The sequence below is a fragment of the Pontitalea aquivivens genome (assembly GCF_046507575.1).
Classification (GTDB): domain Bacteria; phylum Pseudomonadota; class Alphaproteobacteria; order Rhodobacterales; family Rhodobacteraceae; genus Pontitalea; species Pontitalea aquivivens.
The window spans coordinates 38,657-64,484 of record NZ_JBKFEY010000009.1; the positions used below are offsets into that span (position 1 = coordinate 38,657).

At 66.6% G+C, this 25,828-nt stretch carries 23 protein-coding genes and 2 pseudogenes; 12 read left to right on the plus strand and 13 right to left on the minus strand.

Translation table 11 applies throughout. The features are described 5' to 3' along the window. The first annotated feature begins 51 nt into the window (after positions 1-51). Entirely contained in the window at positions 52-1,251 is a 1,200-nt protein-coding gene (locus tag ACK8OU_RS11455) for an MFS transporter (RefSeq protein WP_410303561.1), read from the plus strand. 8 nt (positions 1,252-1,259) lie between these two features. Here ACK8OU_RS11455 and ACK8OU_RS11460 read toward each other — a convergent pair whose 3' ends face one another. The 7 genes from ACK8OU_RS11460 to ACK8OU_RS11490 form a co-directional block, all read right to left on the minus strand. Then, complete coding sequence (locus ACK8OU_RS11460) at positions 1,260-2,054, minus strand: DNA-binding transcriptional regulator (RefSeq protein WP_410303562.1); 795 nt, start codon at positions 2,052-2,054, stop codon at positions 1,260-1,262. A 38-nt stretch (positions 2,055-2,092) separates the two neighbouring features. Beyond that, positions 2,093-2,935 carry a fumarylacetoacetate hydrolase family protein gene (locus tag ACK8OU_RS11465; RefSeq protein ID WP_410303563.1) on the minus strand — a complete coding sequence of 281 codons (843 nt, stop codon included), beginning with the start codon at positions 2,933-2,935 and terminating at the stop codon, positions 2,093-2,095. Positions 2,936-2,938: 3 nt separating this feature from the next. Then, positions 2,939-4,462, minus strand: coding sequence for a bifunctional 3-(3-hydroxy-phenyl)propionate/3-hydroxycinnamic acid hydroxylase MhpA (gene mhpA, locus ACK8OU_RS11470; protein WP_410303564.1), 1,524 nt, complete (start codon positions 4,460-4,462; stop codon positions 2,939-2,941). Beyond that, positions 4,459-5,445 (minus strand): VOC family protein, encoded by a 987-nt coding sequence (locus tag ACK8OU_RS11475; RefSeq protein ID WP_410303565.1) that lies wholly within the window; start codon positions 5,443-5,445, stop codon positions 4,459-4,461. Before ACK8OU_RS11475 ends, mhpA begins: the two co-directional genes overlap by 4 nt. Positions 5,446-5,549: 104 nt before the next feature. Further along, complete coding sequence (locus ACK8OU_RS11480; RefSeq protein ID WP_410303566.1) at positions 5,550-6,563, minus strand: TRAP transporter substrate-binding protein; 1,014 nt, start codon at positions 6,561-6,563, stop codon at positions 5,550-5,552. A gap of 28 nt (positions 6,564-6,591) precedes the next feature. After that, positions 6,592-7,896, minus strand: a complete 1,305-nt coding sequence (locus ACK8OU_RS11485; RefSeq protein WP_410303567.1) for a TRAP transporter large permease — start codon at positions 7,894-7,896, stop codon at positions 6,592-6,594. Continuing rightward, complete coding sequence (locus ACK8OU_RS11490) at positions 7,889-8,374, minus strand: TRAP transporter small permease (RefSeq protein WP_410303568.1); 486 nt, start codon at positions 8,372-8,374, stop codon at positions 7,889-7,891. Before ACK8OU_RS11490 ends, ACK8OU_RS11485 begins: the two co-directional genes overlap by 8 nt. Positions 8,375-8,623: 249 nt before the next feature. On the opposite strand from ACK8OU_RS11490, the gene ACK8OU_RS11495 reads away from it, so the two are divergent. Next, positions 8,624-9,226: a glutathione S-transferase family protein gene (locus tag ACK8OU_RS11495; RefSeq protein ID WP_410303569.1), complete on the plus strand. Its 603-nt coding sequence runs from the start codon at positions 8,624-8,626 to the stop codon at positions 9,224-9,226. 48 nt (positions 9,227-9,274) lie between these two features. Here ACK8OU_RS11495 and phoU read toward each other — a convergent pair whose 3' ends face one another. Genes phoU through ACK8OU_RS11515 form a run of 4 tightly spaced genes read right to left on the minus strand, consistent with a single transcriptional unit; the run spans position 9,275 to position 13,947 of the window. After that, entirely contained in the window at positions 9,275-9,991 is a 717-nt protein-coding gene (gene phoU / locus ACK8OU_RS11500; protein ID WP_410303570.1) for a phosphate signaling complex protein PhoU, read from the minus strand. Positions 9,992-10,049: 58 nt separating this feature from the next. Next, entirely contained in the window at positions 10,050-11,405 is a 1,356-nt protein-coding gene (gene pstA, locus ACK8OU_RS11505; protein ID WP_410303571.1) for a phosphate ABC transporter permease PstA, read from the minus strand. Next, positions 11,402-12,847 (minus strand): phosphate ABC transporter permease subunit PstC, encoded by a 1,446-nt coding sequence (pstC, locus tag ACK8OU_RS11510; RefSeq protein WP_410303572.1) that lies wholly within the window; start codon positions 12,845-12,847, stop codon positions 11,402-11,404. Before pstC ends, pstA begins: the two co-directional genes overlap by 4 nt. A 59-nt stretch (positions 12,848-12,906) precedes the next feature. Continuing rightward, on the minus strand, positions 12,907-13,947 hold the full coding sequence (locus ACK8OU_RS11515) for a substrate-binding domain-containing protein (RefSeq protein WP_410303573.1): 1,041 nt from the start codon (positions 13,945-13,947) through the stop codon (positions 12,907-12,909). Positions 13,948-14,204: 257 nt separating this feature from the next. On the opposite strand from ACK8OU_RS11515, the gene ACK8OU_RS11520 reads away from it, so the two are divergent. After that, positions 14,205-15,947: an aminodeoxychorismate synthase component I gene (locus tag ACK8OU_RS11520; protein WP_410303574.1), complete on the plus strand. Its 1,743-nt coding sequence runs from the start codon at positions 14,205-14,207 to the stop codon at positions 15,945-15,947. Between the two features lie 17 nt (positions 15,948-15,964). Here ACK8OU_RS11520 and ACK8OU_RS11525 read toward each other — a convergent pair whose 3' ends face one another. Further along, positions 15,965-16,612, minus strand: a complete 648-nt coding sequence (locus tag ACK8OU_RS11525; protein WP_410303575.1) for a GntR family transcriptional regulator — start codon at positions 16,610-16,612, stop codon at positions 15,965-15,967. A 175-nt stretch (positions 16,613-16,787) separates the two neighbouring features. On the opposite strand from ACK8OU_RS11525, the gene ACK8OU_RS11530 reads away from it, so the two are divergent. From ACK8OU_RS11530 to ACK8OU_RS11570, 9 genes and pseudogenes are all read left to right on the plus strand, one after another. Further along, entirely contained in the window at positions 16,788-17,657 is an 870-nt protein-coding gene (locus ACK8OU_RS11530; protein ID WP_410303576.1) for an isocitrate lyase/PEP mutase family protein, read from the plus strand. A 10-nt stretch (positions 17,658-17,667) separates the two neighbouring features. Then, complete coding sequence (locus tag ACK8OU_RS11535; RefSeq protein WP_410303577.1) at positions 17,668-18,348, plus strand: isochorismatase family protein; 681 nt, start codon at positions 17,668-17,670, stop codon at positions 18,346-18,348. Positions 18,349-18,364: 16 nt separating this feature from the next. Further along, a complete protein-coding gene (locus tag ACK8OU_RS11540) occupies positions 18,365-19,738 on the plus strand; it encodes an FAD-dependent oxidoreductase (RefSeq protein ID WP_410303578.1) in 1,374 nt (457 codons plus the stop codon). Beyond that, the gene (locus ACK8OU_RS11545) at positions 19,735-21,108 is read left to right on the plus strand and encodes an MmgE/PrpD family protein (protein ID WP_410303579.1); all 1,374 of its coding nucleotides are present in this window, start codon (positions 19,735-19,737) and stop codon (positions 21,106-21,108) included. The genes ACK8OU_RS11540 and ACK8OU_RS11545 overlap by 4 nt, the downstream gene beginning before the upstream one ends. A gap of 2 nt (positions 21,109-21,110) precedes the next feature. Beyond that, positions 21,111-22,514 (plus strand): dihydroorotase, encoded by a 1,404-nt coding sequence (locus ACK8OU_RS11550; protein ID WP_410303580.1) that lies wholly within the window; start codon positions 21,111-21,113, stop codon positions 22,512-22,514. Next, positions 22,511-23,506 (plus strand): asparaginase, encoded by a 996-nt coding sequence (locus tag ACK8OU_RS11555; protein ID WP_410303581.1) that lies wholly within the window; start codon positions 22,511-22,513, stop codon positions 23,504-23,506. Before ACK8OU_RS11550 ends, ACK8OU_RS11555 begins: the two co-directional genes overlap by 4 nt. A 26-nt stretch (positions 23,507-23,532) precedes the next feature. Beyond that, positions 23,533-24,429 carry a polysaccharide deacetylase family protein gene (locus ACK8OU_RS11560; RefSeq protein ID WP_410303582.1) on the plus strand — a complete coding sequence of 299 codons (897 nt, stop codon included), beginning with the start codon at positions 23,533-23,535 and terminating at the stop codon, positions 24,427-24,429. A gap of 72 nt (positions 24,430-24,501) precedes the next feature. Further along, positions 24,502-24,717, plus strand: a pseudogene (locus ACK8OU_RS11565) (transposase); the annotation flags it as partial. A gap of 77 nt (positions 24,718-24,794) precedes the next feature. Then, positions 24,795-24,974, plus strand: a pseudogene (locus tag ACK8OU_RS11570) (hypothetical protein); the annotation flags it as partial. A 176-nt stretch (positions 24,975-25,150) separates the two neighbouring features. Here ACK8OU_RS11570 and ACK8OU_RS11575 read toward each other — a convergent pair. After that, complete coding sequence (locus ACK8OU_RS11575; protein WP_410303583.1) at positions 25,151-25,729, minus strand: cupin domain-containing protein; 579 nt, start codon at positions 25,727-25,729, stop codon at positions 25,151-25,153. Positions 25,730-25,828: the final 99 nt, after the last annotated feature.

Below are 25,828 nucleotides of genomic sequence, written 5' to 3' on the forward strand. Positions count from 1 at the left end.
CGCGCCACAAGCCGGGACAACGGGCCAGAGGGATTTCGGTCGGGGATCGCGATGGCAACGCTTCAGGCGCAGGCAGCGGGCAGAACGACATGGCTGGTTCTGATGGGGATCAGCCTGTGCCACATGCTGAACGATGTGATGCAGTCGCTGCTGGCGGCCATCTATCCGCTGCTGCGCGCGGAATTCGCGCTGGATTTCTGGCAGATCGGCCTGATGACCTTTGCCTTTCAGGTCACCGCATCGCTGTTGCAGCCGGTGGTGGGGCTGGTCACCGACCGGCATCCGCAGCCGATGTCGCTGCCGGTGGGCATGGCGATGTCGCTGGGGGGGCTGGTGCTGCTGGCCACGGCCGACAGCTATGCGCTGCTGCTGGCCGGGGCGATGATGATCGGGCTTGGGTCCGCCATCTTCCACCCCGAGGCGTCGCGCGTGGCGCGCATGGCATCGGGCGGGCGGTTCGGCACGGCGCAGTCGCTGTTTCAGGTGGGCGGCAATTTCGGCACCGCCATCGGCCCGCTGCTGGCGGCCTTCATCGTGGTGCCGCTGGGCCGGCCCAGCATCGCGTGGTTTTCGATCATGGCGCTGGTGGGCATCGTGGTGCTGTCGCAGGTGGGGGCCTGGTATGGCCGCTGGACGCGGGTCAATGCCGGACGCACGGGCGCATCGCGCACCCTGCCGCTGCCACGCCGGCGGGTGATTGGCGCGATCACGGTGCTGGCGCTGCTGGTCTTTTCCAAGAACATCTATACCGCCAGTATTTCCAGCTATTACACCTTCTTCCTGATCGAACGGTTTGGCCTGACCACCCAGCAATCACAGATGATGCTGTTCCTGTTCCTGGGCGCGATGGCGGCGGGCGTGATGCTGGGCGGCCCGCTGGGGGATCGGTTCGGCACACTGGGGGTGATCTGGTTTTCCATCCTGGGCGTTCTGCCCTTTACCCTGTTGCTGCCGCATGCCGATCTGTTCTGGACGGGGATTCTGTCGGTGGTGATCGGGGTAATCCTGTCCTCGGCCTTCCCGGCGATCGTGGTCTTTGCGCAGGAACTGGTGCCCGGGCGGGTGGGGCTGATCGCGGGGATCTTCTTTGGCTTTGCCTTTGGCATGGGCGGGATCGCCGCCGCGGTGCTGGGGGTTCTGGCCGACCTGCGCGGCATCGGCTTTGTCTATGCGCTCTGCGCCTGGATGCCCGCGCTTGGCCTGCTGACCATCCTGTTGCCCCGCCGGCGCGAAATGATGGGCGCCTTCTGATCCACGGATCAGGCGGGGGCCGGCCGCAGTTCCTTCAGGATTTCCGCCGCCATCCGGCGCAGCGGCGTCAGGCTGGTTTCAATCGCCTTCGATGTGCTCATGGCGCTGGCGATCCAGATGATGGAAATACAGCCCAGCACCGCCCCGTCGCGCAGGATCGGCACCGCGATGGATGCCGTATGGGGCCGGAATTCCGCCCCGTCGCGGATGGCAAAACCCTTTTGCACCACATCGTGCAGCAAATGGTTCAGGCGGTCGGGGTCCAGAAACGGCAGATCCGCGGGTTCGCCCAGCCTGCGCACATGTTCCAGGATGATGTCGCGTTCACCAGGGCTGCAATGCGCCAGATAGGCCCGCCCCGCCGAAGACCGCAGCATCGGCAGCCGGTATCCGGTCATGCCCCGATCAATCGACAGGGGCGACCGGGCATGGGTGGTTTCCTGAATCACCATCGCGGCGTTTTCATGCACCGTCAGGTCCAGCGGCCACAACAGCTTCAGCGAATGGCGCGCAAAGATCGGCCCGGCCACCTGACAGATCTGCGAGGTGATCGCCGACCCATCCCCCAGCGCCGCCGCTAGCCGCGTCACCCGGACGCGGTTGGAACTGGCGGAAAAGGCGACGTAGCCTTCTTCCTCCAGCGTTTCCAGCAGGCGATAGACGGTGGGGCGCGCCAGGCCAAGCGCCTGGGCGATTTCCGACGGGCGCGATTCACCCATCGCATTCACATGGCGCAGAATGGCAAGACCGCGCGCAAGGGCGCGCACGGTCTCTTTGCGGGGCGGATCGGGGGCGTCGGTCATTGTGCCAGAATGTCACGGCCCGCCGGGGGGCGAAAGGGTCAGGCCTCGGCCTTGACCGGGTTCGACAGCGTGCCGATGCCGGAAATCTCAACCTCGCAGACATCGCCATCGCGCATCCACAGCGGCGGGTTGCGCCGCGCACCCACACCACCCGGCGTGCCCGACACGATCACGTCCCCCGGCAGCAGCGGCAGGATGGTCGAGCAATAGGCGATCAGCCGCGGGATCGCGGTGATCAGCAGATCGACCCCGGTATCCTGCACCACCTGCCCATTCAGGCGGGTCTGCAGATGCAGTTTCGTCGGATCGGGGATTTCATCGGCCGTCACCATCCAGGGACCAAAGGCACCCGTCGCAGCAAAGGTCTTGCCCGGCATGAACTGATGCGTGTATTTTTGCCAATCGCGGACGGATGCGTCGTTATAGCAGGCATAGCCCGCGACATGATCCAGCGCCTCGGCCTCGGGAATGCGGCGGCCTTCCTTGCCGATGATCACGGCCAGCTCGCCCTCGTAATCGAATTCATCCGATTCCAGGGGCTTGATCAGCGCCGCGCCATGGCCGATCTGGCTTCCGGCGTAGCGGGCGAACAGCACCGGGTTCGTGGTCTCGGTCCGGCCGGTTTCCTGCACATGCGCGTGATAGTTCAGCCCCACGCAGATGATCTTGTCGGGGTTCGGGATCACGGGCGCATGGTCCACCGCGTCAAAGGCGTAATCGGCGGGTTCACCCGCCAGCGCAGCGGCGCGGCCCATGTCGCCTGCGGCCAGGAAATCGCGCAAGGTGACCTCGGGCAGGCGCTTGCCCAGATCGACGATACCGGCGTCGGTCACAAGGCCATAGCTGGCGCGGCCGTCTTTGGAAAAGGAACAAAGTTTCATGGGTCAGACCATCTCCGGTTCAGGGGTAGGGATCGGGGCGGGCAGGACGCGGGCCAGCAGGTCCTGCAGCCCGGCCCGTGTATCGGCGCCGCCCAGGGTGTGCCGATCCGGGCGCAGCACGGTCGCGCGCGCGCCCAGACGTTCAAGATGCGCCGCAGCGTCGGGCGCGGTTTCGGTGGTGACCAGCGCCACACCGTCGGGCAGGGTCAGGCCCTGGGCCAGATCCGCATCGGCCACCACCACGAAACGATGCGCGAAGGCGCGGTCCATCAGCCGGCCATCGGCCAGACAGGGCTGGCCGAACAGCCGCCCGGCCAGCGGCCCATGGCCCAGCCCCGGCCCGATCGGCGGCGCGATCGAGGCCATCCGCGCCGAACCATCGCCCACCGGCAGGGCCGCGCGCAGCGCCGCCTCGGTGCCGCAGGTGTTGATCAGCCCGCCCAGCCGCACCGCGGTCTGGATATATTCGCGCGCATTGGGCTTGCGTTCGGATTCATAGCTGTCCAACAGCGCCTGCGCCGCGTCGCCCGTGACCTTGCCCTGACACAGCAGCGCCAGTTTCCAATACAGGTTGGCCACATCGCGCACGCCCGCGCACATGCCCTGCCCCATGAAGGGCGGAGTCTGGTGGCAGGCATCGCCCGCCAGGATCAGCCGCCCGCGCCGCCAGTCATCGGCGACCAGCGAATGGAACACATAGACCGCCGTGCGTTCCAGCCGCGCCTCATCGGGGCGCAGCCAGGGCGACAGCAGGTTCCACACCGCCTCGGGCCGGGTGATGGCATTGGGGTCTTCGCCCTCCAGCACGGTGATTTCCCAACGCCGGCGCAGGAAGGGACCGCGCACATAGGTCGCGGGCCGCGCCGGGTTGCAATACTGGATCGAATGGTCGCCCAGTTCCGGCTTGTCCTGGTTCAGGATCACATCGACCACCAGCCAGCGTTCGTGGAAGCCGTAATCCTCCATCCCGGTGTCGATGAACCGCCGGATCAGCGACCGGGCGCCATCGCAACCCACCACATATTTTGCCCGCAGCTGCCGCACCCGCCCGCAGGACATGTCTTCATAGCGCAGATGGACGTGATCGCCCCGATCCTCGACCAGAAACACATCGCAGCGGGTGCGGACGCTGACACCGGGCCGCCCGGTCAGATCGTCGCGCAGGATCTTTTCCAGATCCGGCTGGTGAAAGCGGTAATTCGCGCGCCAGCCCTGCGGGCCGGTGCCCTGCGGGCGCGGCCAGTCCAGCAGCAGCTTGCCCCCGGGATCCACAAAGCGCATGCCGGGGTGACAGGCGGTCAGCGGTTCGATCTTTTCGGCCACCCCGATCCACTGGAAAACCCGCATCACCTCGGCGTCGAAATGCACCGCGCGCGGCAGGTGATAGGCGGCGCTTTCGCGTTCCAGCACCGCCACCTTCAGCCCGCATTCCCCCAGCAGATGCGCCAGCGTGGCCCCGGCGGGGCCATAACCGACGATCGCAACGTCAAACTCTTCCTCGGTCTGCGCCATGTCCTGACTCGTCATCCCCGGCCCCCCTGTTTCGCCAGTTCCCCGAACAGCCACGGGCAATCCGCCATCGGCGGCGACCGGCGCCCGCGCGCCGCCGCATCCAGCCGCATGTCGCGCAGCCGTTTGCGCCCGCCCTCCTCGGTCAGGTAAAGCCGTTCATGGCCCCAGAAACTTGGCCCGTCGCGGGTTTCATGCGGTTCCCAGGTCGCGGGGTCGATCTGCCGCCCGCCCCAGCCGTTTTCGACAAAGAACCCCGACGGCGAATGCGCGTAATAGGACGTCATGTAGTCATTGGTGTGCCGGCCCAGCGTATAGGCCACGCGCCCCTCTTCCAGCTGCGCCAGGTCATAGCCCTGCCCCAGATCGTCCAGGTTCTGGAATTCGACCATGAAATGGTGGAACCCCGCCTGCCCCGACCCCACCATCGCAAAGCTGTGGTGGCGGTTGTTCACATGGAAGAAATACAGCCCATAGGGCACCAGCCCGTAATCCGAAACGTGGAAATCCAGCAGGTCGCGGTAGAAGGGCAGCATCACGGTGATGTCCTTCACATGCAGCACCGCATGGCCCATGCCCAGCGGCCCCGTGTTGAACCCGTCGATGGGCCGGCCCGGCACGAAGGGGTCTGATGCGATCATTGGCCCGTGGAACAGTTCCACACGGTTGCCCATCGGGTCTTCGAACCAGATCAGATCGGCCACAAAGCGCCGGTCGGCCAGTTCGCGCGACCCCAGGTGCACGACCACCCCCGCCACCTCCAGCCGCGCGGCATAGGTGTTCAGGTCGGATTTGTGGTCAACCTCCCAGCCCATGAAGGCCAGCGTGTCACCCGGTTCATCCGACACCAGAAGCCGCTGCATCCGGTCATCCATGCGGAAGGCCAGCGCCTTGCCGCCACGGTCGATCTTTTGCATCCCCAACAGTTTGCCCGCGAAATCCGACCAGTCCTCCAACTTGTCAGAGCGCACGCCAAGATAGCCCAGTGCCGAAATCGCCATGGTTCGCATCCTTGTTTCGTGATGTTTGGCCCGCTTTGGCGCAGCCCCGCGCCGGACCCAAGGGGCAGCCCCCTGCCCGTCCATCAGGCGGACAGGGGATCGTGTCAGTTCGCCGCCGCGTCAGCCGCAACCGCAACGGCGCGGTCCAGAACGGCGCGCGCCGCCGCCGGATCGGCCTGATCGGCGACCCAGGCCCCGGGCGCGGTGGCCAGCGCGGCCATCCAGACCGCGGCGGCCTCGCCTTCCTGGTCGATGAAGGTCACCTTGCCCGCATCGCGGAACCCCTGTTCCAGCGCGGCATCGGCAGCATCGACCACACCCGCGACCCATTCCGCCGCCGTGCGGCCCGACATCGCGTCGATCACGGCGCGGTCGGCCTCGGGCAGGGTGTCATAGGTGGCCTTGTTCATCAGGATCGCCATCGGCGAGGCGGTGATGCGCGTGGTGGTGACAGTCGGGGCCACCTCATCCAGGCGGAAGGTCTTGTAGGCGTCAAACACCCAGACCGCACCCGACACGACACCGCGTTCCAGGTTTTCATAGACCTGCGGCGCGGGAATCGACACGCCCGACGCGCCCATCATCGCCAGCAGCTTGGTACCAAAGGGCGACGGCGTGCGCAGCTTCAGCCCCTTCAGATCCGCAGGTTCATCCGCACCTTCGCCCGTCATCAGCAGGCGATAACCCGGCGTGGTGAACAGCGCGATGATCTTGTAATCGGCGTATTCCGCCGCCAGCGCCCCATCATCGGCCAGCGCATTCAGCACCGCCGTGCCCTGCGTTGATGTCTGCGCGATGCCCGGCACCTCGACCACGCCCGACATCGGGAACAGCCCCGGCGTATAGGTCGGCACGACCAGCGCGATATCGGCCACCCCGGCCCTGACCAGTTCGGCCTGCGCGGGCGGCGCGCCCAGCATCGAACCGGGATACAGCTTGAAGGCGTTGCCATCCGACAGCCTGGGGTTCACCTGGTCGATCCAGGCCTGCAGGATCTGCGCCGAATAAAAGCCCTGCGGCGGCTCGAACGAGGACACGCGCATTTCCCGCGCCTGCGCGCCCGAGGCGGCGATCAGGCCAAGCGCAGTGCCGGCAACAAGGCGTTTCAACATGGTCATAAGGCATCTCTCCCCAGGATTACGATTGTCAGAAGGCATTTTGCGGCAGCCACAGCACGATGGCGGGCACGGCAATGATGATCAGCACGCGGATCAGATCGGCCAGGACGAAAGGCGTGACCCCCTTCCACAGCTCGACCATCCGGATTTCGGGGTTGGTGGTTTTCAAAACAAACAGGTTCATCCCCACCGGCGGCGTGATCAGGCCCATTTCCACGACCATCACCGCAAAGATGCCGAACCAGACCAGGTCGATCCCCGCCGCCTGCGCCACCGGCACGAACAGCGGCACCGTCAGCAACAGCATCGCAAGGCTGTCCATCAAGGTGCCAAGCACCAGATAGATCGCCAGCATCATCAGGATCACCGTCAGCGGACTGTCCAGCACACCCGCGAACATGGACGTAAGCGAGAACGGCAACCCCGACAGCGCCAGGAAGAAGTTGAACAGATTGGCCGCGATCAGCACCAGATACAGCGCCCCGCAGGTCAGCGCGGTATCCATCGCCGCCTCCAGGAACCCCGCCCAGGACAGGCGGCGTGACAGGACGCCATAGGCCAGCACCACGGCCGCGCCGATTGCGGCGGTTTCGTTGGCGGTGAACAGCCCGGTGTAAAGCCCGCCCATGATCAGCCCGAACACCCCCAGCGGCGGCAACAATTCGCGGGTGGCCGCGCGCCGTTCGGCCCGGTCGGCGCAGGCGCGTTCCGGCGCGGCCTGCCAGCCAAACCGGATCGGCAGCCAGACCGCCAGCGCATAAAGCGCCACGGCAATCAGGATCGGCCCGGCGGTGGCCAGCAGCATCGCCCGGATCGATTGTTCCGCGATGAAGGCATAGATCACCAGCACCGTGGACGGCGGGATCAGGATGCCCAGCGTGCCGCCCGCCGCGACCGTGCCCGCCGCCAGCGCATTCGAATAGCCCGCCGCGCGCATTTCCGGCAGCGCGATCCGACCCATCGTCGCCGTCGTTGCCAGCGACGACCCGGAAATCATCCCGAACCCCGCAGACGCGCCGATGGTCGCCAGCGACAGCCCGCCCCGGCGATGCCCGATCAGCGCGCTCATCGACCGGTAAAGTCGGGTCGAGAGCCCCGATTGCGCCGCCAGATTGCCCATCAGCACGAACAGCGGCAGCATCGTCAGCGTGTAATTCGTCAGGCTGTCCCAGATCGTGGTGGCGCCGATGGTCGCGGCGGCACTGGCCCCAAGGATCATCGCGGCGCCGCCCAGGCCCACCAGACCCAGCGCCACGGCAACCGGAATTTCCAGCAGGATCAGCGCGATGGCTACGGCAAAGCCAAGCCCGCCCATCATCAGACCGTCAATCATGGGGGCGGGCCTTTCTCCATTCAGACCACAGACCGGCAACGGCGGCCAGCAGCGACAGGCCAAGACACACCGCAACAAGACCCAGCAGCACCGGCATCGGTAGCCCCAGATCGCGTGAGGTTTCGGGCGACCCGATCTTGGCCAGCGCATTACCCGCCATGACCCAGAACAGCACCGCCGCAAACACCACCGCGCTGGCCGCGCCCAGCCGCGACAGCGGCCTGCCAAAGCGGTTGGGCATCAGTTCCGACAACAGCCGCGCGGTCACATTGCTGCGCAGGCCATAACAGACCGGCATCGCCAGCAACGCGCCCAGACCGATCGCGAACGACGTCAGTTCAATCGCCGCAGGCACGTTGCGCCCGGCCAGCCCGCGCAGCGCGACATCCACCACCGTCACGCCCGCGCCCAGGATGAAACACCCAGCCGAAGCGTAAAGCAGCGCCGAAATGGCGGCCGAACGTGCCTTGCCGGTCATGCCCGGCCCCCCGCAAACGCGGTCCGGCCCCGGCGGGCCGGTGTGATCGTGATATCCGAGCGCATGATTTCTCCCCAATCCGCGGCTCTGTCTCCCGCCTGCATCCTTGGCGGATCGGGGCGGCGATTGCATCCGCGAATGGCGCGGCGTCCGCCAGGCGGACAAATCAATCGACCGCAGCCAAGGCCCCTTGCACCTGCCCGGCGCAAACGGTCAAGTCCCCGGCAGGAACCCCCACAGAAAGGCCGCATGATGATTTTGTTCCACTCGCCCGGGTCGTGTTCGCTGGGCATCCGGATCATTCTGGAAGAAATCGGGCGCCCCTATGAAACCCGCGTCATTGACCTGAAGACGGGGGCGCAGCGCCAGCCCGACTATCTGGCGCAGAACCCCAAGGGCAAGGTGCCCGCGCTGATCCGCCCCGATGGCAGCCTGCTGACGGAATTCCCCGCCATCGCGCTGTGGCTGGCGCGCAGCGCGCCGGCGGCGGGCCTGCTGCCCGAAGGCCTTGAACCCGAGGTCCGGGCGCTGGAATTCATCGACCATATCGTCGCCAGCCTGCACATGCGCGGCGCGACGCTGGCGATGCTGCCGCAGAAATTCACCACCAATGCCGCCGCGCAGGACGACATCCGTGCCCATGGCCGGGCGGTGCTGCAGGCAGGCTATGACGTGCTGGCGGAACGCGTGCGGGGCGGCGGCTACATGCTGGGCGGCTATTCCATCGCCGATGCCGCGGCCTTCTATCTGCTGGGCTGGCATGACCGCGCGGGCCTGACGCTGCCCCCGGCGCTGACCGATTATATGGCGCGCATGGCCGCGCGCCCGGCGGTGCAGCGCGCACTGGCCTAGGCGAACACCCCCGGGGTGCTGCCCCGGGGGTTGCCAATTGGCAAGCGCCTAGCCCCGATCGGGAAGGACGGTTGACGCGGTGGTGTCGCGCTTGGCGCGGTCTTCGTCGGGCTGGCGGCCTTCGACCAGATAGATCACCTGTTCGGCAATCGTGGTCACATGGTCGCCCATCCGTTCGATGTTCTTGGCCACGAAATGCAGATGCATCGCCGCGCTGATCGAACGCGGGTCTTCCATCATATGCGTCAGCAAGGTGCGGAACAGCGAATTGTAGATCTGGTCCACTTCCTGATCGCGGTCGCGCAGGCGGCGCGCGGCGACCGTATCGCGGGCCTGATAGGCGGCCAGCGTTTCGTTCAGCATCGCCTCGACCACCGCGCCCATGCGGCGCAGCGTGCCGGTGGTGGTGCCCACCGGGTCCACATCGGCCAGCGCCCGCGCGCGTTTGGCGATGTTCTTGGCGTAATCGCCAATACGTTCCAGGCTGGCGGCGATCTTGATCGCGCCCAGCACAAGGCGCATGTCACCCGCGGTCGGCGCGCGCAGCGCGATGATGCGAGCGGCCTCATCGTTGATCAGCTCTTCCAGACCATCCAGCGCGGCATCGCCCTGGCGGACCTGTTCGGCCAGCGCCGCATCGCGGGCATCCAGCGCGCGCAGCGAATCGTGAATGGCGGTTTCCGCCAGCGCGCCCAGCCGCTGCACATGGGCCAGCACCGCCGCCAGATCGCGGTCAAAGGCGGACATGATATGATCTTCGTGCATAAAATTTCCCTTCAGGCAATCTGGCGGGGGCGCGCGGCCCCGATGGCAGGTGTCGGCATTACCAGCGGCGTTCGAACCTGCGGCGCAGGAAGATGGCCAGCGCGTTCATCGCGATCAGAAAGACCAGCAGCACGATGATCGCCCCCGAGGCACGTTCCACAAAGCCCGGGTCGCCACGCTGGGTCCAGTTATAGACCTGCACGGGCAAGGCCGAGGCGGGATCGAACAGCCCCTCGGGCGGCGCGCCGGGGAAATCGCGCACAAAGGCCACCATGCCAATCAGCAGCAGCGGCGCGGTTTCGCCAAGCGCCTGCGCCAGCCCGATGATCGTGCCTGTCAGGATGCCGGGCATCGCCAGCGGCAGCACATGGTGGAACACCGATTGCATCCTGGACGCGCCCACCCCCAGCGCCGCATCGCGGATGGACGGCGGCACCGCCTTCAGCGCGGCGCGGGTGGAAATGATGATCGTCGGGATCGTCATCAGCGTCAGCACCAGCCCGCCCACGACCGGCGCCGATTGCGGCAGCCCGGCAAAGTTGATGAAGATCGCCAGCCCCAGGATACCGAACACGATGGACGGCACCGCGGCAAGGTTGGCGATGTTCACCTCGATCAGGTCGGTCAGGCGGTTGCGGGGGGCGAATTCCTCAAGGTAGATCGACGCGGCCACGCCGATCGGCAGCGACAGCACCAGCACCACCAGCATCATGTAGAACGAGCCCAGGATCGCCACGCCCAGGCCCGCGGCCTCGGGGCGCTGGTCGGACGCATCGGGCATGGTCAGGAAGCCCGGGTTGAAGGCCAGCCGCATCAGGCCCGCATCGCGCATCCGGTCGGCCAGGGCCAGCTGTTCGGGCTTGACGTTGGAATCCAGCTGCGCGGATTCCAACGTGACACGGCCCTTGTAATAGCCATCCACCCGCCCCGTTGCCAGCGCGCGCACGGTGATGGTCTGGCCCACCAGACCGGGATCGGCAAGCACCCGGTTGCGCAGCTGCGCCGCCGCCTCTTGCGACAGAAGGCCGGTGACATCCTTGGCCGAAAGGCCCGCGGTGTCGATGCCCGCATCGGCCAGCGCCTGCGTCAGCGCCGCGCCCAGCACGCCGGCATAGCCGATGGTGGTGACCTTCTTCATCACCTCGATGTCGCGGGTGCCGGATTTGTCCAGCCGCAATTCGACCAGTTCCACCGGGAATTCGATCACCGTCTGGCGAAACGCGCCGACGCCCGTGCCCAGCACCGAGGTCAGCAGCCAGATCAGCGCCGCCATCGCCACGCCGATCGCCGTAAAGCCATAGGCGCGAAAGCGCGCCTCGGCGGCATTGCGGCGGCGGGTGCGGGCATCGGGCTGCAGCAGCGATCCGTGACGGCGGGCGGGCGCATCGGCCCCGTTCAGGCTTGCGTCGGTCATTCGTACTGTTCCCGGTATTTGCGCACGATATAAAGCGCCAGAACATTCAGCCCCAGCGTCATCACGAACAGCGTCAGGCCAAGGGCAAAGGCCACCAGCGTTTCGGGGCTGGCGAATTCGGTATCGCCGGTCAGCTGGCTGACGATTTTGACGGTCACGGTCGTCATCGCCTCAAAGGGGTTCAGCGACAGTTTCGCCGCCGCCCCCGCGCCCATCACCACGATCATGGTTTCACCGATGGCGCGGCTGGCGGCCAGCAGGATCGCCCCCACCACACCGGGCAGCGCGGCGGGCAGCACCACCAGCCGGATCGTTTCGGACGGCGTGGCCCCCATACCCAGCGACCCGTCGCGCAGGCTTTGCGGCACGGCATTGATGATGTCATCGGACAGCGAGGATACGAAGGGGATGATCATGATCCCCATCACGATGCCCGCCGTCATCACCGAGGATGACCCGCTGCCAAGCCCCAGCGGCTGGGCAAAGTAATCGCGCAGCATCGGCCCCACCGTGACCAGCGCGAACAGGCCATAGACGATGGTGGGGATACCGGCCAGCATCTCGATCAGCGGCTTGGCCAGGGCGCGCATCCGCCGCCCGGCATATTCCGACAGATAGATCGCCGCCATAAGCCCCACCGGAATCGCCACCAGAAGCGCGATGAAGGACACATACAGCGTGCCCCACAGCAGCGGCCAGATCCCCAGATCCGACCCGCCGCGGAACTGCGGGTTCCAGGTCAGGCTGAAAAAGAAATCGCGCGCGGGGTAAAGCTGAAAGAAGTTCCAGGTTTCAAACACCAGCGACAGCACGATCCCCACCGTGGTCAGCACCGCCACCAGCGACGACCCGATCAACAGTGCCAGGACAAAGGTTTCCGACACGTTGCGCGCGCGGAACCGTGCCGTGACCCGGCGCAGCGACAGCAACAGCCCCGCCAGCGCCACCCCGATCACCGCGACCGTCATCGCAAGGCGCGCGGTGGCGGACATCGCGCGGTAGCGTTCCGCCGCCGCCAGCACACCGGGGCGGATATCGGATGCCAGCGCCACGCCCACCCCGGCCATCCGCGCGCGCAGATCGGCGGGGTCGGCATCCGGCCCGGGCGCGGCACCGCGCGCGACCAGCAGATCCAGCCCGGCCGCCAGACGGCGCACATCGGCCATCACCAGCTCCGCCGAGGCGGATTGCGCCACATCTTCGGCCGACAACAGGGATTTGACGTTGTTTTCAATGAAAACCGGCTGCACCAGCAGCCAGACCGCCATCACCAGCAGCGCCGGCACGGCGGTGAACAGAAACACGGTCTGACCGTAATGGACGGGCAGCGAATGCAGGCGGCGGCGATCGCCACCGGCGCTTTGCATGGCGCGGGCACGGCCTGCGGCAAAGCCCATCCCGGCAAGGACAATCACGATAAGGGTCAGAAGGCCGTTGCCCATGGGTCATTCCACCAAAAACGGGAATGGGCGGCGCCCGAAGGCGCCACCCGGGGGACAGATCAGTTCAGCGGGCCCATGACCACTTCGTCGGCCACGGCCTGCTGGGTCGCGGCCAGTTCCGGGTCGGACACCAGGCCATAGGCGGCCAGCGGGCCATCGGGGCCGGCCATGTCATCGGACACGAAGAATTCGACGTATTCCTTCAGCCCCGGGATCACGCCCAGATGCGCCTTCTTGACGTAGAAATACAGCGGACGCGACACCGGATAGTCACCCGCCGCGATCGATTCGACGGTGGGGACCACGCCGTCCATCGTCGCCACACGCAGCTTGTCGGTGTTGTTCTGATAGAACGACAGACCGAACACGCCGATGCCGTTCTTGTTGGCATCCACGCGGGCCAGGGTTTCGGTGTAATCGCCGTCGATGTCGATCGACGCGCCATCGGTGCGCAGCGCCATGCACTTCTTTTCGGCGGCTTTTTCATCGCCACCGGCGGCGGCGGCGAACGCCTCCAGCGCGCCGGTCGCCTTGCAGCCCGCCAGGATGACCTTTTCGTCGAACACTTCGCGGGTGCCGTGCTTGGTGCCCGGGATGAAGGCCAGGATGTCCTGCGCGGGCATCGCGGCGTTCACATCGGCCCAGGTCTTGTTCGGGTTGGCGACGACGGCGCCGTCTTTGACGACCTCGGCGGCCAGGGCGTTGAACCAGTCGGCGGGGGTAAAGGCGAATTCCGCGCCGTTGATGTCGCTGGCAAAGACGATCCCGTCATAGCCGAAGCGGACCTCCATGATTTCGGTCACGCCGTTCCGGGCGCACAGGTCGATGTCCGACTGCTTGATGCGCGAGGACGAATTGGCGATGTCGATGGTGTTTTCGCCCACGCCTTCGCACAGCTTCTTGCGGCCCGCACCCGAACCGCCCGATTCGACAACCGGGGTCGGGAAATCGAAGTTTTCGCCAAAGGCCTCGGCGACGATGGTGGCATAGGGCAGCACGGTTGACGAACCGGCGGTCTGCACGTTGTCGCGCGCAGCAGCGGCCCCGGCGGACACGGCCAGCATCGCCAGCGCGGAAACGGAAAGCTTCATCGGGTTCATGGATCACTCCTGACAATCGGGATGGGTCACGATCGACCTCAGGCGACCTGTTACGTCTGTTGCGTGACACTTCTGCTTCATCCATGTGACAGGCGTGTGACAATTTGCGCCCCCGGTGGAATTGATGCGGGGCGCGCGCGCGGGGCCCGGGGCGAAACCGGCACGGCGCGCAGCGCGTATCGGGACGGTGGGGGCTGGCTGGTCACGGCCAAGCCTGTCATACCGAAGCCACCGATTGGACCTGCGAAACCCACTGGATGCGCCGCATGAAGATCCTGTTCGACGAAGGCCCGCTGGGCGGCGGCACGCTGTTTGACGCGCCGGTGCGGCTGATCCGGGCCGATGGGCCCGACCAGGTGCCCGAGGCCCTGGACCAGATTGCCCGCGCCCAGGCCGAAGGCCACTGGCTGGCGGGCTGTTTCAGCTATGAACTGGGCTATTGCCTGACAGAACGGCTGGCGCCGCTGCTGCCGCGGGAACGGCGGGTGCCACTGATCCTGATGGGGGTGTTTGGCGGTTGCCGCGCCCCGGCGCCGGATGCGCCGGCGCCCGTCTTTCTGTCACCGCCCTGCCCGGCCTGGGACAGCGCGCGCTATGGCGTGGCCTTCGACCGGGTGCGCGATTACATCGCCGCGGGCGATTGTTATCAGATCAACCTGACCTTTCCGCAGACCCTGCGCGCCACGGGCACGCCGGATGCGCTTTATGCCGCGCTGCGCCGGGTGCAACCCGTGCGCCACGGCGCGCTGGTCGATCTGGGCGGGCCGGTGATTCTGTCCCGATCGCCGGAATTGTTCTTTGCCGTCGATGCGGACGGCATGATCGAAACCCGCCCGATGAAGGGCACCGTGGCGCGCGGCGCAACGCCCGGGGCGGACAGGGCCGCGCGCGACTGGCTGGGCGCGTCGGAAAAGAACCGGGCGGAAAACCTGATGATCGTGGATCTTTTGCGCAACGACCTGTCGCGGATCAGCCGCGTCGGCTCGGTCCGGGTGCCGCGGCTGTTTGAGGTGGAAAGCTATGCCACCGTGCATCAGATGACCTCGACCGTGCGCGCGCAGCTGTTGCCCGGCACCAACCTGCCCGCGATCCTGCACGCGCTGTTTCCCTGCGGGTCGGTCACCGGCGCGCCCAAGATCCGCGCGATGGAAATCATCCGCGAACTGGAACCCGCGCCCCGCGATGCCTATTGCGGGGCGATCGGCTGGGTGGCGCCCGATGGGCGGATGTCGTTCAACGTGGCGATCCGCACGCTGACCCTGCATGACGATGGCGAGGCGGTGCTGAACGTCGGTGGCGGCGTGGTGCATGACAGCACCGGCGATGCCGAATATGCCGAGGCGCTGTTGAAGGCCGGTTTTGCCCGCCTGCCCGGCTCCGACCTATTTGGGCCAGACCTTCAGGTGATCGAGACGCTGGGCAGCGATGGGCAGGGGGGCTTTGTCCGGCTGAATCTGCATCTGGACCGGCTGCGGGCAAGCTGTGCGCGGCTGGGCCTGCCGCTGGACATGGGCGCGGTGCGCGCGGCGCTGGCCGATGTGCCCCGCGATGGGCCGCGCCGGGTACGGCTGGCGGTGGATGCGGGCGGCCGGGTCGCGCTGACCCATGCCCCCTGCCCGCCCGTCAGCGCGCCCTGGCGGCTGCGGATCGCGGCGGAACGGCTGGACAGCGCCGATCCATGGCTGGGGGTGAAGACCACGCATCGCGCGATCTATGACCGCGCCCGCGCCGCCCTGCCCGAAGGGGTGGATGAGCTTTTATTCCTGAACGAACGCGATGAGGTGTGTGAGGGCACGATCACCAATGTCTTCGCGCGGCTGGACGGGCAGCTTTGCACCCCGCCGCTGGCCTGCGGCGTGTTGCCCGGCGTGCTGCGCCGCGATCTGATCGACCGGGGCGAGGCGGTGGAACGCATCCTGACCCCCACCGACCTGACCCGGGCCAAGGCGCTGTTCGTGGGCAATTCGCTGCGCGGGCTGATCCCGGCGGTGATGGCCTGAAAGACGGGTCTGATCGGTTACAGCAGCGACAGGGTGCTTTCGCGGGCGGATCGCACATGCGCGCGCATCGCCGCCTCGGCCCCGTCGGGGTCACGGGCGCGCAGCCGGTCAAAGATGGCGCGGTGTTCGGCCAGCGCCTCTTCGGCGCGGCCCGGCCGGGTGGACGATTTCAGCCGGTGGATGCGCAGCTGATAATAGACCTCGCTTAGCAGCAGCCGTTCGATATTGACACAACCCGAGGCGCGGGCGATGGCGAAATGGAAATCCTCATCGGTGGATTTCTGGCGATAGGAATGGCTGTCGCGGATGCTTTGGCCGTGGCGGCCCAGCATGTCCTCGACCTCGGCCAGCCAGTTATCCGAGGCATTTTCCGCCGCCAGCCGCGCCGCCATGCCTTCCATCGCTTCACGCAGATAGAACAGTTGGCGCAGTTCATCGGCGCCGAATTCGATCACCCGTACGCCCACGCGCGGCACGCGCTGCACCAGCTTGCCTTCCAGGCGCTGCAAGGCCTCGCGGATCGGGCCGCGGCTGATGCCCAGTTCCCGCGCCAGATTCGATTCCGACAGCTTTTCACCCGGCTCGAATTCACCCGATGTGATCGCCTCGACCACGCGGTCGAACACCTCGGAGGCCAGCGAATTCAATCTGATCGGCTCTACCATACGCAAAACACCTCAATTCATTGCCCTAGCGATAGCGCATGGCAGGCGGCGGCGCAACAATCGCCAACTGTCATCAATTGACCAAGTTGATCGCAAACTGTTGACAGAGAACAGATGCCCGTCCATCCTCTGGCAAACCGGCCGGCCCCGGGCCCGGCGCATCAGTGGAAAGACCATGCGGAATACCGAAAAGCTTCGCCACCTTGCCGCGGCGCGCACTGCGCTGACCGTGCCTGGGGCGCCCAATGCGCTGTTTGCGCGCGTGATTGAAGACCTGGGCTTTCAGGCCGTCTATGCCACCGGCGCAGGCATTGCCAACATGTCGCTGGGCGCGCCCGATGTGGGGCTGACCACACTGACCGAGGTCGCCCAGACCGTCGCGATGATGGCCGATGCGGTGGACATTCCGATCATCGTCGATGCCGACACCGGCTTTGGCAATGCGGTGAACATGGTCCGCACCGTGCGCGTGCTGGAACGCGCCGGCGCGGCGGGGATTCAGGTCGAGGATCAGGTATTCCCCAAGAAATGCGGCCATTTCAACGGCAAGGGCGTGATCCCCTGCGCCGAGATGGTGCAAAAGATCAAGGCCGCAGCCGATGCCCGGCAGGACCAGAACCTGCAGATCATCGCGCGCACCGATGCCCGCGCGATCGAGGGGCTGGATGGCGCGCTGGAACGCGCCAGCGCCTATATCGCGGCGGGCGCCGACATCACCTTTGTCGAGGCGCCGCAAAGTTTTGACGAACTGGCGCGGATCGGGCGGGAACTGCCCGCGCCGCAGGTGGCCAATATCGTCTTTGGTGGCAAGACCCCCGATCCGGGACGCGCGGTGCTGGCCGAAAACGGCTTTTCGCTGGTGCTTTATGCCAATGCCGCGCTGCAGGCGGCGCTGCAGGCTTCGCGTGAGGTGCTGGAGGCGCTGCAGCAGGATGGCAACCTGGACCGGGTGGCGGACCGGCTGGCCTCATTCGAGGCGCGTCAGGCGGCGGTGGCAAAAGACCGCTGGGACGCGCTGGAAGCAAAATACGGACACGAAGGATAAGGGGGCCGACATGGCACGCATCTGGGACGGGATCATCAGCGAGGACGAACAGCGCGCCTATGCGGCGGCGGGGTTCGGCAAGCCGACGGGTCTGGGCAAGCGCCCGGCGCTGCTGATCATCGACGTGCAATACCGCACGGTCGGCACCACGCCGCAACCCTTCTGGGAATCTATCAAGGAATTCCCCACGTCCTGCGGGCAGGTGGGCTGGGACGCGGTGGCCAATATCAAGCGTCTGGTCACGATGTTCCGCGCCAGGGGCTGGCCGATCATGTACCCCCATGTCGCGCCCAAGGAAAAATTCGACCAGGGCCGTCTGGCCGACAAGGTGCCCGCGCTGATGGGCGTGGCGGCCAAGGGCTATGAATTCGTGCCCGACATCGCACCCGCGCCGGGCGACATCCTGTTGCCCAAGAAACATCCCAGCGCGTTTTTCGGCACGCCGCTGGTCAGCTATCTGATCGACGCGGGCGCGGATTCGCTGGTGGTGACGGGCTGCACGACCTCGGGCTGCGTGCGCGGGTCGGTGGTGGACGGCTTTGCCTGCAACTTCCGCGTGACCGTGCCGGAAGATGCGGTCTACGACCGTTCGGCAACCTCACATGCGGTGAACCTGTTCGACATGGCGTCCAAATATGCCGATGTCATGAGCACCGATGACACCCTGCGCGCGCTGGAAGCGATCGCCTGAACCCCGGGAAATGGACATGAGTGACGAAATCGACCTTCTGGTGATCGGCGCGGGCGCCTGCGGGCTGTGCGCGGCCATCGCCGGCGCGGATGCGGGGCTAAGCGTTGCAATCGTGGAAAAGACCGACCGGCCCGGCGGCAATTCGGCGCTGTCAACCGGATCGGTGCCCGCCGCGGGCAGCCGGTTCCAGCGCGAGGCCGGGATCAAGGATGACCCGGAAACCTATTTCCGCGACCTGATGGGCATTGCCGGGGAAACCGACGACCCCGGGCTGGTGCGGCGGATGACGCAGGTTTCGGCACAAACCGTGGAATGGCTGGTCGATGTGGCCGAGGCCAGGATCCAGCTGATCACCGCCTACAAGCACATCGGCCATTCGGTACAACGCCTGCACGCCCCGGAGTCGCGCCGCGGCATCGACCTGGTGAACGATCTGGTCCGCGCGGTGGAAAAGCGTGACATTCCGCTGGCCGTGGGCAATGCCGTGCGCCGCCTGATCATTCAGGATGGCGCGGTCAGGGGCGCGATCGTCGATACCGGCGACGGGCAGGAAACCGAGATTCGCGCCCGCGCGACGCTGCTGGCGCTGAACGGCTTTGGCGCGAACAAGGCGCTGGTGGAACGCTTCTGCCCGGAAATCGCGGGCGCGCAATATTTCGGCGCGCAGGGATCCGACGGCGAGGCCGTGATCTGGGGCGAGGAACTGGGCGCACGGCTGGACAACATGCAGGCCTATCAGGGCTATGCCGCGGTGGCCGATCCACATGGGTCCATCCTGTCCTGGACGACGGTGGAAAAGGGCGGCGTGCTGCTGGGCAAGGATGGCAAGCGGTTCGGCGATGAATCGCTGGGTTATTCCGGTTTCGCCAAATTCGTGCTGTCGCAGGGCAGCCACGCCTGGGCGATCTTTGACCAGCGCATCTTTGACATTGCGATGCAGGAAGAGGAATTTGCCGAGCTTTGGGACCATGGCGGCCTGAGGAAGGGCGACACCGTGGCCGAGGTGGCCCAGGCCCAGGGCCTGGATGGTGCCGCGGCCGAGGCGGCGGTGGCCGAATACAACGCCGCCGCTACGGCGGGCCGCGCGGATGCCTTTGGCCGGGTGGCCTATGGTCTGGCCCCCCTGCAGGCGCCGTTCTATTCCTGCCGCGTGGTGCCGGCGCTGTTCCACACGCAGGGCGGCCTGCATGTGGATGCCGATGGCCGCGTGATGCGGACGGACGGCAGCGCGATCCCCGGCCTTTACGCGGGCGGCGGGGCGGCGGCGGGGATCAGCGGGCGCGCGGGCGCGCTTGGCTATGCCTCGGGCAATGGTCTGCTGACGGCAACCGCGCTTGGCCGTCTGGCCGCGCTGGCGGCGGCGCGCGACCTGGGGGTGACCCGCGCATGACGCTTCTGGCCGATATCGTCGCGCGTCTGGCGCAGATCGAAACCCTGCCCGCGCCGGTGGAACGGGTGGCGCTGCTGCACCTGACCGACGCGATCGGTGTCGGCCATGCCGCCGCCGGAACCGCCATCGGTGCGCCCTGGCGGCGCCACGGCGCATCCGTGGCGCAGGGTGGCGCGGCCAGCGTCTTTGGCCAGCCCCAGGGCGCCGCGCCGGCGGATGCGGCGCTGGTCAATGGCGGGCTGATCCACAGCCTGGAATATGACGACACGCACACCGGGTCCATCGTGCATGGCAGCGCGGTGCTGGCCCCCGCGGCCCTTGCCGCGGCCGAAGGCGCGGGCGCCAGTGGCGCGGCCCTGATCCGCAGCTATGCCCTGTGGTATGAGGTGATGATCCGCCTTGGCATCGCCTCGGCCGGGGGGTTCCAGAACCGCGGGTTTCAGCTGACCTCGGTGGGCGGCGCGCTTTGCGCCGCCGGAATCGCGGCGGACCTGCGCGGCCTTGGTGCGGCGGGTCAGATCGCGGCCATCGGCATCGCGCTAAGCCAGGCCTCGGGCGTGTTCGAATTCCTGACGAACGGCTCGACCGTGAAATCCATGCATCCCGGCTGGGCGGCCCATGCCGGGCTGATCGCCGCCGATCTGGCGGCGGCGGGTATCACCGGCCCCGAAACCGCGCTGGAGGGCCGCTTTGGCCTGTTCCGCGTCTTTGCCGGCGACGAGGACGCCGCCGCCCGCCTGGCGCCGCTGATCACGGATCTGGGGCAGGTCTGGCACCTGGAACGCGCAGCCTACAAGTTCTTTCCCTGCTGTCACTATATCCACCCCTTCCTGGAAGGCATCGAACGGCTGGCCGCCCAGGGTCTTGCGGCGGACAGCGTCGACTGGATCGATTTTGGCGTGCCCGCAGGCGCGGCACCCATCATCTGCGACCCGTGGGAGGCGAAATGCACCGCCCAAGGCCATGCCGCCCGCTGGAGCCTGCCCGTCACCGCCGCGATGTGGCTGGTCGATGCCGAGGTGACGCTGGACAGTTTCGAACGCCCCGCATCACCGGGCGTTCACGCGCTGGCCGGGCGGATGCGCTGGTCGGTGCTGCGGGACAGCCGCTTCCCCGAACGGTTTGACGCGGGCATCCGCGCGGGCCTGCGCGATGGCCGCGTGCTGGATATGCGGGTGGATGATGTCTATGGCAATGCCTCGCGCCCGCCGGGGGCGTCGGATGTGATGTCGAAATTCACCGCCAATCTGGCGCGGCTGGCGGACCCCGCGCAGGCGGATGCGCTGACCCGCGCGTTGGAAGGGTTGCCAGACGCCACGGGGCTGGCCGGGCTGTCGGGCGCGCTGCGCGCCATATCGGGAAAGGCATGATGATGACGCAATTCGACCTTCTGATTTCGGGCGGCGAGGCAATCCTGCCCGGCACCGGGCGCACCGCCTGCGATATCGCGGTGGCGGGCGGCAAGATCGCGGCGATCCTGGCGCCGGGCACGGTCGTGCAGGCGGCGCGCGTGGTCGATGCCACGGGCCTTGTGGTGATGCCCGGCGCGATCGACGCGCATCTGCACCTGGGCCACGGAAAGGACATCGCCCGCCCCCGCATCCCCGGGGATGCCGACCGCGAAACCGCCGGCGCGGCCAGGGGCGGCGTCACCTGCATGATCCCCTATCTGATGGGTACCGGACCCTATGAAGAGATTTTCGAAGATGTCGTTTCGGTGACCGAGGCCGGCGCGCGCATCGATTTCGGCTATCACTTCATCATCTCGAATGAGGATCAGCTGAAGGGCGTTCCGGCCTATATCACCGATTACGGCGCGCCCACGCTGAAAATCTTCATGAACAACCGCGGCGGCGAAGGCGCGCGGCTGGGCCTGCCCGATATTGACGACGGCTTTTTCTATCGGCTGGCTGAACATGCCGCGGCGCATGGCGGCATGGTTGCCCCCCACCCCGAAAACATCGAGGTCGCCTGGGTCCTGCGCAAGCGTGAAATGAACCGCGACCCCGAAGGCCACGGCGGTCTGGCCGCCTGGGACGCCACCCGCCCCGGCTTTGTCGAGGCCGAGGCGGTGCAGCGCGCGGCCTTCCTGGCCAATCACGCGGGCGCGGCGCTTTACGTCGTGCATACCTCATCCGCCGAGGCGCTGGATGCGGCGATCGCGCGGCGCATGGCGGGCGACCGGGTGCATCTGGAAACCTGCCCGCATTACCTGACCCATGATGTGACATGGGAAGGCGGCGATCTGGGCAAGATCAACCCGCCGCTGCGGTCGCGCGCCGATTGCGATGCCTTGTGGCAGGCAATCTTTGATGGCGAGATCGACACGGTCGCCACCGATCACGTCCACCGCGACGCAAGTTCGAAAGAGGGCGGGATCTGGAAGGCCTCGCCCGGCTGTCCGGGGATGGAAACCCTGCTGCCGGTGCTGCTGACCGAAGGGCACCACGCCCGCGATCTGCCGCTGGAACGGATCGCGGAACTGGTCGCGGAAAATCCCGCGCGCCTGATGGGCCTGTCGCATGCCAAGGGCCGCATCGCGCCGGGGCTGGATGCCGATCTGGTGCTGGTCGATCTGGATGCCGAATGGGTGCTGCGGCGCGAGGATGTCGTGTCCTCGGCGGGCTATTCGATCTATGAAGGGCGTCCCTTCAAGGGCGCGATCCGCCACACCTTTGTGCGCGGTCATGCGGTGGTGGACAATGGCACGCTGGTCGATGACGCGCGCGGGATCGGTCGCTATCAGCACCGCAAGCTGGGAAAGGATGTACGATGACCCTGCCGCGCATCGCCATCATCGGCACCGGGGGCACGATTTCGTCGATCGCCACCGATCCGTTCGACTATGTCGATTACCCCGAAACCGGGCGCAAGCTGTCGGTATCCGAAGTGATCGACCAGATCCCCAGGCTGGCGACGATCGCCGATCTGGTGCCCGTCCCCTTCCGCGAGGTGGGGTCCAGCGCCATCGGCCCCGCCGACTGGCTGCGGCTGGTCGCCACGATCCGCGCCACCGCGCAGGATGACGGCATCGCGGGGTTCGTCATCCTGCACGGCACCGCCACGCTGGAAGAAACCGCCTGGTTCCTGAACCTGACACTGGATATTGCGCAGCCCGTGGTTCTGGTGGGGGCGCAGCGTCCCCTGAACACGGTGGGCAGCGATGCGGCGGCCAATGCCATCGCCGCGCTGCGGGTGGCGGCTGATCCGCAGGCCCGGGACCGGGGCGTTCTGGTGGTGCTGAACGATGAAATCCACGCCGCGCGTGAAGTCGCCAAGGGGTCAACCTACCGGCTGCACGCCTTCCATTCCGGCGCCTTCGGCCCCCTGGGCGTGGTCGACCCGGACCGCGTGGTCTTTACCCGCCGGCCCGAACGACCCCATACCGCCGCCACCCCCTTCCGGGTGGACAAGGCAACGGCGCTGCCGCGCGTCGACATCCTGTATGCCATGGCCGGCGCCGATGAGACGCTGGCCCGCGCCGCCATCGCGGCGGGCGCGCGCGGCATCGTCTCGGCCGGGTTCGCGCCGGGCATGACCGCGCCGACCGAACGCGCCGTTCTGGTTGAGGCGGCCGCCAGGGGCGTGGTGATCGTGCAGGCCAGCCGCGTCGGTTCGGGGCGGGTGTCGCGGCGCCAATGGCTGCGCCAGCAGGGCTGGATCGGCGCCGATGACCTTAGCCCGCACAAGGCACGCATCCTGCTGATGCTGGCCCTGATGCACAGCAACGATCCGGACTGGATTCAAACCTGTTTCGAGACATACTGAGGAAAACCAGACGGGGAGCGATGACGATGGAACTGCGCAGACACAACCGCTACGATTATGTCCCCCTGCCCGACCGGCCCGATTACACCTGGCCCGGCGGCAAGCGGCTGGCGCTGTGCATCTGCAACAACCTTGAGGTCTTCAGCTATCGCGATGGCCTGGGCAGCGACAGCGCGGTGCTGACCGCGCCGCAGACGCATCGCAACTATGCCTGGCGCGATTATGGCAACCGCGTCGGCCAGTGGTATCTGTTCGACCTGCTGGATGAACTGGGCCTGCCCGCGTCGCACAACACCAATTCGCGGCTGTTGCGCGACTGCCCGCAGATCCTGGACCGTATCCGCGCGCGCGGCGATGAAATCGTCGGCCACGGCCGCAGCAATGGCGAACGCCAGGACAACCTGTCCGAGGCCGGCGAACGCGCCCTGATCCAGGAGGCGACAGACGAAATCCGCGCCCTGGCCGGTGCCGCGCCCAAGGGCTGGATGGGCCCCTATTTCGCACAAAGCGAGGTGACGCTCGATCTGCTGAAAGAGGCGGGCTACGACTATATGCTCGACTGGCCGCTGGACGATCAGCCGGTCTGGATGAAGACACGATCCGGCCCGATCCTGTCAGTGCCCTATTCAGTGGAACTGAACGATTCCCCGTCAATGGTGTTCCGGCAGGAAAGCGCGATGTCGTTTGAACGGATGATCACCGATCAGTTCGATGAAATGCTGCACCAGTCGCAGAAATACCCGCTGGTGTTTACCGTGATCACGCATCCCTTCATCATCGGCCACCCCTACCGGCTGCGCGCGCTGCGCCGGGCGCTGGCGCATGTGCTGGCGCATCGCGATGACCTGTGGATCACCACGGCGGGCGGCGTGGCCGATTATATCAGGACCCTGCCGCCCGGCACGGTACCGCTGCCCGCCTAGGCGTGGCATTCACTTAGGGATTTTGGTTTTAGTGGTGTCGCGATCCGCCTCTGCTGTTGGCAGGAAGGTTTCATGGCACGATACGATCTGAGCGACGAGGGATGGAAGTCGGTTGAGCCGCTGCTGCCCGGACGGGGCAAGGGGAAGCATCGGGTTGAAGCCCGACGGGTCGTGAAGCGAATACTCTACGTTCTGCGGACGGGTGCGCCAAGGCGGGACCTGCCGAAGCGGTCTGGCCCCTGCACCACGGTCTGCAACGGGTTCAACCGCTGGGCCAAGCGCGGTATCTGGCTGAACGTGTTCGCGGAACTGGCGCGGCGATCGCCACCGCCGCTGCATCTGAGCGACAATTCCATCGCCGTGCCCACGGCCGCATCCACTATACCAAGTGGATCGACAGCATGGGGAACGACCGCTACGGCTGCGAGATCATCGCCGAGAAGCCGGGAAGTTCACCCAACCGATGCCCGCCATCGGTCAGTTCCGGGAAAACCTCGACCCAACCTTGGGCAATCGTGCCGTTCTGCAACCGCAACCGCCTTTGACGAAAGCATCGCAAGCTTACTGAACAAAGTCCCCAAGGGCGAGCTGTGTCCCACGATCCCCTTCGACGACACGCAGATTGGCAGGCGCAGCTTGCCCCCGGGGCGAGATGACGCTCCGGGGCTTTTGTGCCGGGGCCCGGCGTCAGCTTCGCGGTAAACGCGGCATAGCCGAATGATCAAAACGTTGGCGGTGTGCAGGCGCTGATCAGGGTGCAACGTTCGTTGCCTGGGTTTCGGAAGCGGTGGGGCCTGCGGCTTTCGAAGATATAGGCATCGCCGGGGCCAAGGGTTTCCAGCTCATCGCCCACCGTGATCTCGATCCGGCCCTCGACAACAATCCCCGCTTCTTCGCCGTCATGGCTGTAAAGCCGCTGGCCGGTGTCGGCGCCGGGTTCATAGATTTCCTGCAGCATCATCAGGCTGTGGCTGCCGGGGGGGCCGACCCGCAGCAGCGACAGCTTGGTCACGGTGGCCTCTGGCCCGCAGAAGGCGGGTGTGCCGATATCGACCAGTTCGTCGCGCCGGTAGAAGGTTTTCGGCGTCTGGGCCGCGCCATCGGCAAAGAAATCCGAAAGCCCCATCGGAACGCCATCCAGGATCTTCTTCAGGCTGGAAACCGAGGGGCTGATCTTGTTCTGCTCGATCATCGAGATCTGGCCGTTGGTCACGCCGGCGCGTTGCGCCAGTTGCCGCTGCGACAGGCCCCGCGCCTCGCGTACCGCCTTCAGCCGCTTGCCGATATCAATTTCTGCCATCCGATGCTCCTTTGCGGGGACTGTAGCGCCTGGGCGGCCGGGCCGGAAGGGCACTGAGTGACCTTTATATTAAACGCCTTGATCCACAAATCATATCGT

Excerpts from the sequence above, each read along its gene's own strand:
- ACK8OU_RS11455 (WP_410303561.1), top strand. The coding sequence starts at position 52 with ATGGCAACGCTTCAGGCGCAGGCAGCGGGCAGAACGACATGGCTGGTT.
- ACK8OU_RS11460 (WP_410303562.1), bottom strand. The coding sequence starts at position 2,054 with ATGACCGACGCCCCCGATCCGCCCCGCAAAGAGACCGTGCGCGCCCTT.
- ACK8OU_RS11465 (WP_410303563.1), bottom strand. The coding sequence starts at position 2,935 with ATGAAACTTTGTTCCTTTTCCAAAGACGGCCGCGCCAGCTATGGCCTT.
- mhpA (WP_410303564.1), bottom strand. The coding sequence starts at position 4,462 with ATGACGAGTCAGGACATGGCGCAGACCGAGGAAGAGTTTGACGTTGCG.
- ACK8OU_RS11475 (WP_410303565.1), bottom strand. The coding sequence starts at position 5,445 with ATGGCGATTTCGGCACTGGGCTATCTTGGCGTGCGCTCTGACAAGTTG.
- ACK8OU_RS11480 (WP_410303566.1), bottom strand. The coding sequence starts at position 6,563 with ATGACCATGTTGAAACGCCTTGTTGCCGGCACTGCGCTTGGCCTGATC.
- ACK8OU_RS11485 (WP_410303567.1), bottom strand. The coding sequence starts at position 7,896 with ATGATTGACGGTCTGATGATGGGCGGGCTTGGCTTTGCCGTAGCCATC.
- ACK8OU_RS11490 (WP_410303568.1), bottom strand. The coding sequence starts at position 8,374 with ATGACCGGCAAGGCACGTTCGGCCGCCATTTCGGCGCTGCTTTACGCT.
- ACK8OU_RS11495 (WP_410303569.1), top strand. The coding sequence starts at position 8,624 with ATGATGATTTTGTTCCACTCGCCCGGGTCGTGTTCGCTGGGCATCCGG.
- phoU (WP_410303570.1), bottom strand. The coding sequence starts at position 9,991 with ATGCACGAAGATCATATCATGTCCGCCTTTGACCGCGATCTGGCGGCG.
- pstA (WP_410303571.1), bottom strand. The coding sequence starts at position 11,405 with ATGACCGACGCAAGCCTGAACGGGGCCGATGCGCCCGCCCGCCGTCAC.
- pstC (WP_410303572.1), bottom strand. The coding sequence starts at position 12,847 with ATGGGCAACGGCCTTCTGACCCTTATCGTGATTGTCCTTGCCGGGATG.
- ACK8OU_RS11515 (WP_410303573.1), bottom strand. The coding sequence starts at position 13,947 with ATGAACCCGATGAAGCTTTCCGTTTCCGCGCTGGCGATGCTGGCCGTG.
- ACK8OU_RS11520 (WP_410303574.1), top strand. The coding sequence starts at position 14,205 with ATGCGCCGCATGAAGATCCTGTTCGACGAAGGCCCGCTGGGCGGCGGC.
- ACK8OU_RS11525 (WP_410303575.1), bottom strand. The coding sequence starts at position 16,612 with ATGGTAGAGCCGATCAGATTGAATTCGCTGGCCTCCGAGGTGTTCGAC.
- ACK8OU_RS11530 (WP_410303576.1), top strand. The coding sequence starts at position 16,788 with ATGCGGAATACCGAAAAGCTTCGCCACCTTGCCGCGGCGCGCACTGCG.
- ACK8OU_RS11535 (WP_410303577.1), top strand. The coding sequence starts at position 17,668 with ATGGCACGCATCTGGGACGGGATCATCAGCGAGGACGAACAGCGCGCC.
- ACK8OU_RS11540 (WP_410303578.1), top strand. The coding sequence starts at position 18,365 with ATGAGTGACGAAATCGACCTTCTGGTGATCGGCGCGGGCGCCTGCGGG.
- ACK8OU_RS11545 (WP_410303579.1), top strand. The coding sequence starts at position 19,735 with ATGACGCTTCTGGCCGATATCGTCGCGCGTCTGGCGCAGATCGAAACC.
- ACK8OU_RS11550 (WP_410303580.1), top strand. The coding sequence starts at position 21,111 with ATGACGCAATTCGACCTTCTGATTTCGGGCGGCGAGGCAATCCTGCCC.
- ACK8OU_RS11555 (WP_410303581.1), top strand. The coding sequence starts at position 22,511 with ATGACCCTGCCGCGCATCGCCATCATCGGCACCGGGGGCACGATTTCG.
- ACK8OU_RS11560 (WP_410303582.1), top strand. The coding sequence starts at position 23,533 with ATGGAACTGCGCAGACACAACCGCTACGATTATGTCCCCCTGCCCGAC.
- ACK8OU_RS11575 (WP_410303583.1), bottom strand. The coding sequence starts at position 25,729 with ATGGCAGAAATTGATATCGGCAAGCGGCTGAAGGCGGTACGCGAGGCG.